Raw genomic sequence first — 12780 nt, 5'->3', positions numbered from 1 at the left:
ATTGAAAATTAAATAATTGCGGATGAAAGTTTGTATTGCTGAGAAACCGAGTGTTGCTAGAGAAATTGCAATAATTTTGGGAGCTAAGAGCCAAAAAAATGGATATTATGAAGGAAATGGCTATCAGGTTTCTTGGACTTTTGGGCACCTATGCACTCTTAAAGAACCAGGTGAATACAATATTAATTGGAAATATTGGCATCTAAATGACTTGCCAATGATTCCCGGACGTTTTGCAATTAAAGTAATTGATGATACTGGTGTTCAAAAGCAATTTGATATTCTTGAGAAATTGATTCAAGGTGCCGATGAGGTCATAAATTGCGGTGATGCTGGTCAAGAAGGAGAAGTCATACAACGTTGGGTACTTCATAAAGCTAAATGTAATGTGCCAATTAAGCGTTTGTGGATCTCATCGCTAACCGAAGAAGCTATTCGTGAAGGTTTTGAAAATTTGCGAGATGGTAAAGATTTTGATCGCTTATATGCCGCTGGTTCATCGCGATCCATTGGTGACTGGCTATTGGGAATGAATGCAACACGTTTGTTTACGCTAAAATATGGTAGTGGTAAAAATGTTCTTTCTGTTGGTCGAGTTCAAACTCCAACATTAGCATTAATTGTTAATCGTCAAAAAGAAATAGATAATTTCGTTTCTCAAACCTATTGGGAATTGAAAACGGTTTACCGCGAAGTTACATTTTCGGCAACGCGAGGTCGTTTTGATACAAAAGAAGAAGGTGTTCAATTCCTCGATAAAATTAAGGCGGATCCTTTTGAAGTGCTTTCTTTTGAACGAAAAGCAGGCAAAGAATTACCTCCTCAGTTATACGATTTAACCTCTTTGCAGGTCGATTGTAATAGAAAGCTAAATCTTTCAGCTGAAGAAACTCTGAGAATTATTCAAAGCTTATACGAAAAGAAATTAACCACTTACCCTAGGGTTGATACAACTTACCTTACGGAAGATATTTATAAGAAAATTCCAGAAATACTTAAGAAATTAACTCCTTACAAGAATTTTACTGAAGTTTTATTGGGATCTAAAATTAGAAAATCTAAAAAAGTATTCGATAATAAAAAGGTGACCGATCACCATGCCATTATTCCTACAGGCGTGCTGCCTGGTAGTATACGATATGAAGAGAAACAGGTTTACGATTTAGTTACACGCCGTTTTATTGCCGCTTTTTATCCTGATTGTGAGGTTAGTCATACCACTGTTTTGGGACAGGTGACGAATATTGATTTTAAGGCAACAGGAAAACAAATTCTTGAGCCAGGATGGCGAGTGCTTTTTTCTAAAGATAGTAATGCTGGCGAAGGAACAATACTTCCCGTTTTTGAAAAAGGGGAAAGTGGCGAACACATTCCAGATTTAGCTGAGAAACAAACACAGCCTCCTAAATATTATTCGGAGGCAACATTGTTGCGTGCTATGGAAACGGCTGGTAAACAGGTTGATGATGATGAGTTGCGAGAGTTGATGAAAGAGAATGGAATTGGTCGTCCATCTACTCGAGCGAATATTATCGAAACGCTTTTTAGACGTAAATATATTAAGAAAGAGAAGAAGCGTCTTGTGGCTTCTGTAGCAGGAATACAGTTGATTGATACGATTGAAAATGAACTTCTGAAATCTGCTGAGCTTACAGGTATGTGGGAGAAAAAGTTGAGAGATATTGAACAAGGAAATTATGAGGTCGATCAATTTATGATTGAGCTAAAGCAGATGGTTTATAATATTGTGAAAGATGTTAAATCGAGAACAAATATTAAGAAGATTGCTGCGGTAGTAGAGGAGAAAGAAAAATCAAAATCGAAGAAAAAAGCTCCTGTAAAAGCAAAAGAACTTACTTGTCCTAAGTGTAAGGAAGGTAAAATTTTAAAGGGTAAAAGTTCTTGGGGATGTAGTAATTGGAAAAATGGTTGTGATATCAGATTACCATTCGAATTTCAAGGAAAGAAATTAACAGATAAACAGATTGAGGCTTTAATTTTAAAAAAGAAGACTCCAAAAATAAAAGGATTCCTCGTTGATGGAAAAAAACAGAATGGTGTAGTTGTTCTAAATCCTTCTTTCGAATATAGTTTTGTGGCTGAAGAAGCTGAAGTGTGGCATTGTCCTTTATGTAAGGATGGTATAATGATGAAAGGAAATTCGGCTTATGGTTGCTCTAATTATAAGAAAGGCTGTCATTTTATTATACCTTTCGAATTTTTGGGAAAGACTTTAACCGAAGCTCAAATAAAGTCATTGGTTGTTGATCGAAAAACAAAATTGATTAAAGGGTTTGTAAATCCAGAAACAAAAGAAAAAGTTGATGGTAAATTAATCGTCGATAATATGGGGAAAATAGTATTTGGTAAGCAATAACATAAGCTTGATAGATATAATAAAGCTCAGTTTTAACTGAGCTTTTCTGTTAACATTTTGGGTGTTGTGTAAAGAATTAATTTGCCAGATCGAGCATCAATATCAGACCAATTTTCAACATCGAATTCAATTCCAATTGCTGTTCCTGGAGGAACATGAAGATAGCCTTCATCTAAAAGGTTTGATGCCCAAGAAGCAATGTCAGGATTATGACCAAATACCCATACTTTATCATTCTTACCAGCTTTAGATTGCAGCATTTCTAAAAATTCTTGAGTGCTAAAACCATCGTAAAGCTGATCAATTTGAATAATTTTATCGAGTTGAATATGAAACTGATTGGCATAAAGTCTAGCTGTAGCAATTGCTCTGTTCGCGGGACTTGATAAAATAAGGTCGGTCTCAATTCCTTTTTCAAACAAATACTTTGAAACTAAAGTAGAGTCACTTATGCCTCTATTAGTCAAGTTTCGTTCAAAATCCTTTATATCGTAACGACTCTCTTCGGTTTTGGCATGGCGTGATAGTATCAGTTGTTTCATATTTTATGAATTTAAGATATTTTGTTTTTTGCTAGTTCTATATTTTCAAGATATTTAAAAATATCTATTTGAGCTCTATTTACTTGATCGTTGATGTTTTTTGGAGGCTTAATATTTTCCAAATGTTCATTAATTATTCGAGCATTAGTATTATCCTTTAGCTGGATGTTTAAGATGTCTATGAGTTCTTGTTTTAGTTTTGGCTTTTCAATAGGGAATGCACATTCAATACGTCTATGTAAGTTACGCGCCATCCAATCGGCTGATGATAGAAAAACCTCACTTTTCCCATTATTATGAAAGTAGAATATTCTAGCATGTTCTAAGAATTTATCGACAATACGAATAATTCGTATGTTTTTAGAATAGGACTTATTGGGAATCAAACAACAAATACCACGAATTATAAGATCTATTTTAACACCTTTACTACTTGCTTCGTAAAGCTTTTTAATCATTTCTCTTTCTTGTAAGCCATTCATTTTTAATATCAAATATCCTTTTTTACCATTTTCTACATGTTTAATCTCCCTATCTATTTTTTCAAGAAAGCTATTTCTCATATTAAACTGGCCTATGAGTAATTTATTAAACTCACATTTTGTTTCCTGATTTTCAAGATAATCAAAAAGAAGTTTTAATTCGCAAATTGTTGTTTTATCAGAAGTGAAAAAACCATGATCAGCATAAATTCGCGCTGTTTGCTCATTGAAATTTCCTGTGCTTAGGTAGGCATAATCGTCTTTATCGTCCTTTCTAATCACTAGAGCAATTTTTGCATGTACTTTTAAGCCTGGTAAACTATATATGATCTTAACGCCAGCCTTGGTCATCGCTCTGGCCGAGTTCATATTCGCTTCCTCGTCAAATCTAGCTTTTAGTTCAACAAGAACAGTCACTTTTTTGCCGTTTAAAGCAGCATTAATCAAAGCATTTACTATAGCTGAATTTTCAGCTACACGATATTGGGTTGCTTTAATTTCTTGAACCTTTGGATCAATTGCCGCTTCGTTAAAAAAGCGTATAACATATTCGTACGATTGGTATGGATAATGAAGAAGTATGTCTTCTTCTCGAATGACTTTAAATATCGACTTGCTTTCACCCAAATCTTTCACTTTAAGAGCATGAAAAGGGGAGTCTTCTAATTCTTGACCTGCAGGGTTTGGAAAGTTGAAGAAATCTTGGAAGTTGTGATATCTAGCTCCTTTAACAAGTTGGTTATTGGTAAGGTTAAAGGCAAGCTTAAGTCGATTTAAAAAGTCACGAGGAATATTTCTATCGTATAAGAATCGTGAAGGATCACTCGTTTCTCTCTTTTTTAAATTATTTTCTATCATGCTCATAATATCCCCAGAATATTCATCTTCGATTAAGATATCGGCAGCTCGGCTCATTTTAAAACTATATGTAGAGTCAATTTTAAAGCCTGGAAATACAACTTCCATATGCAACTTTACAATATCATCTAGGAACACGATATGATGCTTATTGTTGGTCGATGGTAATTCAATAAATCGATCAAATTTATTGTTGGGAATTCTGATTAGAGCATATTTCGCACGTTTAGGTTTGTCTGGATTATTTTTTTTACTTCTTTCTTTATAGAGTTTTACGGCAAAGTAAATAGCATTGTTTTTAGGAAAATAGGGGATTTGTTTTTTTTGTAGCAGCATAGGCTGCATGTGTTGAAGCAGATTGTTTGAAAAAAAATCTTTGGTAAATTCGTAATGCGAATTACTTAGTTCTTCACCTTGTATTAAAACAATATTGTTTTCTAGTAATTCAGGAACGATTTCTGTCGTGAAAATTTCACCAAATTCGATTTGTTGTTTATTAATTTGTTTCTTAATCTTCACTAAATTAAGGTCTGGATTACGCCTTAGTTGTCGTTTGTCTTCAATAGGTAATTCAATAAATCTTTGATAAGATGCAACTCTTACTCGATAGAATTCATCTAGGTTTGAAGAATAAATGGCTAAGAATTTAATTCTTTCATAGAGAGGTAAATTCTTATTACGAGCTTCTTCTAGAACTCGATTATTGAATGATAACCAACTTAAATCGCGATTGAAAAACTGATATGTCGACATGTAACTGATATATTCAAAATGTGTATTAACAAATTTAGAAAAAAACAGTTTGATTTTTCTGATTATAGAATCAAATAAATTAGAAGATTTGTATTTATTTTGAGAACCCTTTCCAAGTTATTTATTCCAGTTCATGTCGTTTTTTAAATCGTGTAACTTTCGATATTGGAGCTAAAAGGTATAAGTAGTTTAGATTTGTTTCTGGGTGTCTAAATCGTCTTTCGTCTTCTTTTACCTCTTCCATTGCGAGGTTAATTTCACTAATGGATGATCTCATAAACATGACCTGATTTTGATATTCGAAATAGAACCAATCTCCATCTTCAAGTTCCATGTAAAGATACATTCTATTACCTTTTCTTCTTTTTCTAATCTCAATTTTACCTTTTACAACACTATTGTATGTTGTATTAAAAATACTTCCAAGTTCTAGTTCACCGTATGAATAATAAGCCTTTTCTTCTTTATTCCATTCTAAATTTACCTGATTGAAGAATAGTGTTTGTTTTATTGTATCTGGTAACGTTTTGTAAGTATTCGTTGTTTTAATTTCTGTAACTATTTTATTGGCTTCCTCTTTTGGAAGGATAAGAGGAAATGTTCTAAGAAATTGGTCATTGTTTAAGTTACTTGCTTGCTGTACTGAGTTTGAATAATGTTTATTAATCATCTTCAATAATTGTTCAGAAAAATAGAAATTAAAACCTAAACAAGTTTTTATAAACACTTCTTTTTTATCAGAATCATATTCAAAAGTTCCGGCAGTTGTTGTGGTTACATGTCCTAGTTTAACACCTAAGTTTAGTAAACCTTCTCCGGTTAAATTACAATTATTCATATTATAAGATAACAGGTTTCCTGGTTGTTCAGGATTCTTTATTTTTTCTTTGCTAGCAATCTGATAGAGGTTTTCACTTTTGTTGTAGCTAAGAAAACCGTCAACTGTCAGTATTGGATTATCTGTATAGAACTCCCTTGTTGAAAGGAATGCAGGGTAGATATGAATAGAGTCGTTAGTTAGATATAGCGAATTGAAAATTTTGACATTTTCCTTGTCTCGTCCAATAGTATCAATAGGAATTAAAATATCTTTCGGATCGATTGTAGCATTAAAGCTTAGCCATCTGCTTTCAATATTATGACATTTATTATGAATTTGAGTTTCACCATTAAAACGTAAGTATTGTTCTTTTGCAGATAATTGTACTTCTCCTCTAAAATCGAAATCAGGACTCAGCGAGAATTCCATTGCATCAGTTAAGGGGCCTTGCGCAATGGTTTGACCTGTTGAATCGACACTTATCTCTTTAAAATAGATTTCTTGTTCTTCATCAAGGTCATCTTTATAGGTGTAAAATCCCGAACCTGTATAATCTCTCCTACCATTAACATCGACTAAAGCATCTGTGATTTTGTGAAATTTATTAAGTGTGTCAGCTAGTATTTCACAGTTACTCAAAGGCTCTAAATAGCCATCATTATTAATGGTTAAATTACCATGAAGAGGTAAAATATCTGCATCAGCAATTTTTAGTTTCTCTACAAATTTTGCTGAGATTGTATAGTTGGTGGTATCGTAAATAGCATATGGCGTAACGAAACTTAAAGAATCTTGATCAGACTTAGTGGAAATAAAAGTGTTGTAAGATGTTTTAGGTAAAGCGTTTATTTCTCCTGATTCCCAAAGTAAATTTAGTTTATCTAATTCTTCACTTCCGAATTCAATTTGATCATTTGCCATATTCCACTTAAAACTATTTAGTTGGCATATGTAATTGTTCGAAGGTAAGCTACTATAGTTACCAGATATTGTACTTATAAAGTTCGAGCGTTGGTTTTCTAAATCGATAATTGCATTACACATTTCTGCTTTAAAAGTGTAGCCTATTTTATTGTGGCTAAGTAGTTTAAAGTCAGTTGTGTCTGCTGTTATTTTATTGCCAGAATAATTAAAATACTTAGATATAAATGAGCCATTTGCATAAGTCATTTCACCAGCTCCAGTCATTTTATCATTTGTAATATTAATAATGCCCGCTAATGACGCATGTCCTTTATACATACTTAAAGGATCATTTTTTCCTCTACTTTGTATTCTAAATTGGTCTTTACTACTTTCCCATTCAACCCAAATGTTTTTACCACTTATGTCTGGATGAGAATAGGGGATTTTCTGCCCCATTAGCGTATAAGATTCAGCTTCACCTTTGGCTCTTTCGGGTAATAGAATAAAATGATCAGATACAATTTTGGTGTTTTTTTCAGTAAATGTCCCTTTTCCCCATAGACCATCATTATCTAAGAAAAGAGAATCGGTAAATGTTGCTTTATTATAAACTAAAACACCACCGTCTTCTATGGCATGCGCAAATCCAATTGAATTATCCTTATTTACAATTAACGTTTCTCTAAAATTATGAGTAATGTCGCCAGATTCAAATTCGCCTAGGAATTGAATGTCTTGATCTGAGATTTTATTGATATTATCGATAGTAAAAGGATCCACTTTTATATAAAAGCTGTCTCTTTTATAAACGCCATTTTGGATATATGGTTTTTCATAATAAACGTAAGAAGAGTCGTATGAATTAAATATGGGATATTGCTCTAAGGATTTATTTCCTGATTTGTTTGACGGATCATCAATTTGAAGGTTTGCGCTTGTGTTTTTTACTATATTTTCAAGGAATATTGCATTTCTTTTAGCAAATTCTCCTTTATCATCAATAGGTATAAATGCTTTTAAGGAATCAATCATCCCCATGTTTACTTCAAAATTATCGTAAGAAAAGTTATAATCTTTTCCGTATAAATTTAATGGTCCAGCTTTAATTAGGCCACTAAATTCAAGATCTCGGTTTTGTTTAACCAATAATTCTCCTCCTTTAGGAACGAATGTAATGTTCTGCGAATTACTCACTGATACTTGTCCTACACCATTTATTTGAAGATCAAAGTTGTTGAGATTAAGAGTAGCATCATCTTCTAATTTTTCTGTTTTGGAGGTAAAACGGATCACATCGTAATCTTGTTTTCCCATAGCAGAAGCAATATAGTTAGAGCTGCGATCTTCAATTGTAATCTCATCGTTTGATGCATCATAGTTTACAAAACCTTGAAACGAAAGCCCTATAACTTGCTGTCGAGTTTGGCTAAGGGGTTTTCTAATGAAATTTGCATATTCTTCAGTAGTAAATGTATTGGAGTACATGTGTTGTGCAAAGCCGTTTAGAAGTACTAGCGGGTTTTTGTCATCATAGCCTTGTAACTTTTGATAATGGTTTTTTGTAAAGTAATTTGTAGATTCAAATTTGGCTAGTCGATGTGAAGCACCTTTCATTTTCCTGAAATGGATGATACTATCGTTCATTTTCCAATAGAGAATTCCAAAATCCATTTGTAGATTATGGTAGTTATTGAAATATGGACTTTGTGACATACCTGTTCCATCGCGCGTTAATATGAGTTCTTTTTCCTTTGTTAAAATTTTGAGGTGAAGGTTAGGGTGGTATATTTTAAACGTATCAAGATGTATTGTGATTTCTGTGTTTTGACCAATAATTTTGTTGTTTGAAAGACTGAAATATTCCGATGAAGCATCTAGAAACAAACTATCATTTCTTCTTAATTCAATTTTTGCAGGTTGTTCACTATTTCCCTTTCCTATCAGTTTTGCTCCTTTTATTTCAATACCACCTTTGTAGCTGATATTTTCGAATAAATTATCTATTGATATGTTATTCTGGAAGGATTTAAATCGAGGATAAGTGGCTGATGATGGACGTTTAACAATGTTTACTTTTTCTATAAGTGATCCTGAAATAAAGTCGTTAAATAGTCCGGCATTTTTATATTGAGCTGAATCAATTTGTATTTTGGCTTTTGTAATATCCAGTAAGTAACTTTTAAAAATAGCATATTCGTCAGTTGGTGATTTACCAGCCCTAGTCCATGCTATTTCTCCTTTTTCACCTTTCCATTTTTTCTCAAAAGGGTAATAGGTTCCGCTAGTTTTATATATAACACAACTATCTTTTTGAGAATAACAGACTAGCTCTGTGTTATCGAAAACAATCTTAAGCGTACTATCGTTAAAATAATGAAAATTATTCGATCTCGTTTTCCATTTTGTAGAGAAGGATTTATAGAGAAGCTGCTCTTTAAGTAAGTCTATAGTTTGTTTTATAAAATCATTAATCTTTTTAAGTCTCGATTTGGGTTTTCTTAGTTCGTGAAGAAGTCCATTTTGCCAATTCGAATAATCAGACTCGCTCAAGCCTTTTTCTTCAAATAAAATTAGAGTATTAAAATAGTCGTAGAAATCAGGGACAATTCGTGCTCGTTTTTTTCTGAATATTTGGCAAATTGAAAGAATAGAATCTCTTTTCGAACTAGATAATTGTGTGTTAGCCCAAAAACTATCGAATTTTTCTTTAAAGGCTTTCTTTTCTTTCTTATCTAAAGATGGATGGTCCAATAACACACCTATCTCACTTATTGTATAGGTTGAATCTTGATCGAAAATATTAGCTTTTGCAGAAAAGCTAGTAAAGAAAAAAACTAAAAAAATAAGTGAGTATAGGTACTTCGACATGTTATTGTTTTTTTTGATTAAAAGATGATCAAAAAGATTATTTTATTTCTTTTCAAAACGAACAGCAACCCAGTTTTTATCGACCTTGTGGCCTAAGTATTTCATGTTGTTCTTTTCAGCCTCTTCTTGAATGTATTTTAAGTCTTCGGTATAGAATCCACTCATAATTAATTGACTATTTTGTGACAAACATGCTATGTACGATTTCATATCATTTAAAAGGATATTACGATTTATATTTGCTAAAATAACATCGTATTTTTTACCTTCTAAAAGACGAGCATCACCTAAGAATACTGAGACATTATCAGCCTTATTGTTTTTTATATTTTCCAATGAATTTTTATAAGGCCATTCATCAATGTCAATGGCATCAACTTTTTTGGCATCACGCATAGAAGCTAGAATGGCAAGTAGACTTGTTCCACAACCCATGTCAAGAACATCTTTGTCTTTAATTTCTGTTTCTAGTATACTTTGAACCATTAATGATGTTGTTGAATGGTGTCCTGTTCCAAACGACATTTTAGGATCAATAACAATATCATAAGGTACTTTTGGAGTGTCAGTATGAAAGGAAGCTCGAATTACAACTTGATCAGAAATAATTACGGGTTGAAAATTGGATTCCCATAAAGCATTCCAATCTTGGGAGATTACGACTTTGTGTGTGTAGTTCAGTTTAAAGTCTGATTTTGGTAAATAATCTAAGTTTATTGCTTTTACCTGATCCATATCGAAAAGATCTTCTGTAATATATGCATCAATAGAGTCTTCATTTTCGGTAAAGCTGTCGTAGCCAATTTCGCCTAATTCCGAAATTATAATTTGAGCTATATCTTCGTTGTAAGGTGTAATTTCACATTTTAATTCAATGTAATTCATAATCGTATTATTTGATCTTATTTAGTTGTGAGTTTTTCAAATTATTTATATTGTAATCTACAAAAATAATGTTCTTGATTTAAAAGACTTCATTAATTCAAGAATAAAGCTGAATCATTTTTTTTGTTTTGAATAAAAGAGGACGATTGTTCCGTTTTTATTTTGTTTATTTGATTGATCTATAGTTACATATGACTTACGCAACCGTTTTCGTTATTTGAAACAATTCTAAACTTCTTTTTTTATTTTTAATTTGGTTAACTTTAAGTCAAATATTGGTAATATTGCTAACAATTAATAGAAGTAACGCTTGTTTTTAATTACACTTTAGAAGTAAAACAAATGGATTTTCTTTCAATTAAATTTTATGTGGTAGCTTATCTTGTATGCTATCTTGAAGTCTTCGGAGGCCTTTAATCCACGTCCTATACTTGATCCTTGCGATCTATTCTAGAATCTTCTTTTCTAGACCTATTCTATCTATTTATTGAATATTTATAATTGGTGTATTTCTACACTAATTAATCATATAACAAGGCACCTGTTCTTTTTTAAGGTGTCATATTCTATGGGTTAATCAAAATCGTTAAATAAAATTATATGCAAAAGTCACTTTTATTAGGTGTCGAAGCTATTGCTCAAGGAGCAATTGACGCTGGAATGTCAGGTGTTTACGCTTATCCAGGAACACCTTCTACAGAAATTGCTGAATATGTTCAGCATTCTAAGCTTGCCAACGAGCGTAAAATTCACAGTGAGTGGTCTGCTAATGAGAAAACAGCTATGGAAACGGCTCTTGGTATGTCATATGCTGGGAAAAGAACTATGGTTTGTATGAAGCACGTTGGTTTGAATGTTGCAGCTGACTGTTTTATGAATGCAGCTATTACAGGATCGAATGGTGGGATGATCGTTACGATTGCTGATGATCCATCTATGCACTCTTCTCAGAATGAACAAGATTCTAGAGTGTATGCTAAGTTTGCAATGATTCCAATTCTTGAGCCATCAAATCAGCAAGAAGCTTATGATATGGTTCGTTTTGGCTTTGAATTGTCAGAGGCATTTGGAACACCTGTAATGATGCGTATTACAACTCGTTTGGCTCACTCTCGTGCTGGTATAACAACAGCTACTGATATTGTTGCTGAAAACGAGATGTCTTTACCTAAAGATAAGCAGCAGTTTATTCTTTTACCAGGTATTGCACGTAAGCGTTACAAGCTTTTGTTAAGTAATCAAGAGAAATTTGAAGCTGCTTCGGCCGAATCTCCATTTAATCAATATACCGAAGGTACTGATAAATCATTAGGAGTTGTTGCTTGTGGTTTAGCTTACAATTATTTAATGGAAAATTACTCTGATGGTGATTGTCCTTTTCCTGTATTGAAAGTGAGTCAATATCCACTTCCTCGTAAGATGATTGAAAAAATTACTAGCGAATGTGATAAGGTATTGGTTCTTGAAGAAGGGTATCCAGTAGTTGAAGAAATGTTGAAAGGTTACCTTTCTAAAGAAGCAGTAATTGGTCGTTTAGACGGAACTTTATCTCGCGATGGTGAATTAAATCCAGACATGGTTGCTAAAGCTCTTGGTTTTGAAATTGAAGAAGGTATGGCTATTCCTGATCTTGTTGCAGCTCGTCCACCAGCATTGTGTGTAGGTTGTAGTCATCATGATGTTTATAAAGCTTTAAATGAAGTTATTGCTGAGTATGGCGAAGGTCGTGTATTCTCTGATATTGGATGTTATACATTAGGTGCTTTGCCTCCATACCGTGCAATTAATGCATGTGTTGATATGGGTGCTTCTATTACAATGGCTAAGGGGGCTGCTGATGCAGGTCTTATTCCATCTGTAGCCATGATTGGTGATTCAACGTTTACTCACTCAGGTATGACGGGCTTATTGGATGCAGTTAACGAGAATGCTCCAATTACAGTTATTATTTCCGATAACGAGTCTATCTCTATGACAGGTGGTCAGAAATCTTCTGCTAAAGGTAAAATAGAAAATATTTGTGCTGGTTTGGGTGTTCATCCTGATCATCTTCACGTTTTTACGCCTCTACCTAAGAATCATGAGTTAATGAAGGATATTATTCGTAAAGAATGTGATTATCAGGGCGTATCAGTAATTATTCCTCGTCGTGTTTGTGTTCAGAAGAATATCCGTGATCAAAAGATTAAAAAAGCTTTGAAAGCTAAAGCAGCTGCAAAGGCTTAATTTATTTTTTGCCCAAATTAATTATTAATTCAATATATCGGAAAGTGATTTCGATTGCTTTCC

6 protein-coding genes are annotated in these 12780 nt (G+C 33.0%); 2 read left to right on the top strand and 4 right to left on the bottom strand.

Going from position 1 to position 12780, the window contains the following annotated elements; genetic code table 11:
* Positions 1-22 precede the first annotated feature (22 nt).
* Positions 23-2377: a type IA DNA topoisomerase gene (locus tag EMN46_RS06710; RefSeq protein ID WP_154200027.1), complete on the top strand. Its 2355-nt coding sequence runs from the start codon at positions 23-25 to the stop codon at positions 2375-2377.
* A 32-nt stretch (positions 2378-2409) separates the two neighbouring features.
* On the opposite strand, the gene EMN46_RS06705 is transcribed toward EMN46_RS06710, so the two are convergent.
* The 4 genes from EMN46_RS06705 to prmA form a co-directional block, all read right to left on the bottom strand.
* The gene (locus EMN46_RS06705; protein ID WP_154200026.1) at positions 2410-2919 is read right to left on the bottom strand and encodes a histidine phosphatase family protein; all 510 of its coding nucleotides are present in this window, start codon (positions 2917-2919) and stop codon (positions 2410-2412) included.
* An 11-nt stretch (positions 2920-2930) separates the two neighbouring features.
* Positions 2931-5012, bottom strand: coding sequence for a polyphosphate kinase 1 (gene ppk1 / locus EMN46_RS06700; RefSeq protein WP_154200025.1), 2082 nt, complete (start codon positions 5010-5012; stop codon positions 2931-2933).
* A 121-nt stretch (positions 5013-5133) separates the two neighbouring features.
* Positions 5134-9606 (bottom strand): hypothetical protein, encoded by a 4473-nt coding sequence (locus EMN46_RS06695; RefSeq protein ID WP_154200024.1) that lies wholly within the window; start codon positions 9604-9606, stop codon positions 5134-5136.
* A gap of 42 nt (positions 9607-9648) precedes the next feature.
* The gene (prmA, locus tag EMN46_RS06690; protein WP_154200023.1) at positions 9649-10491 is read right to left on the bottom strand and encodes a 50S ribosomal protein L11 methyltransferase; all 843 of its coding nucleotides are present in this window, start codon (positions 10489-10491) and stop codon (positions 9649-9651) included.
* A 600-nt stretch (positions 10492-11091) separates the two neighbouring features.
* Between prmA and EMN46_RS06685 the strand changes: the two genes are divergently transcribed.
* Complete coding sequence (locus EMN46_RS06685) at positions 11092-12717, top strand: thiamine pyrophosphate-dependent enzyme (RefSeq protein WP_154200022.1); 1626 nt, start codon at positions 11092-11094, stop codon at positions 12715-12717.
* Positions 12718-12780: the final 63 nt, after the last annotated feature.

Origin of the sequence: Ancylomarina sp. 16SWW S1-10-2 (assembly GCF_009669305.1) — a bacterium.
Taxonomy (GTDB): Bacteria; Bacteroidota; Bacteroidia; order Bacteroidales; family Marinifilaceae; genus Ancylomarina.
Note: the sequence above shows the minus strand (reverse complement) of the source record. Positions and strands in the feature narration are given on the sequence as shown.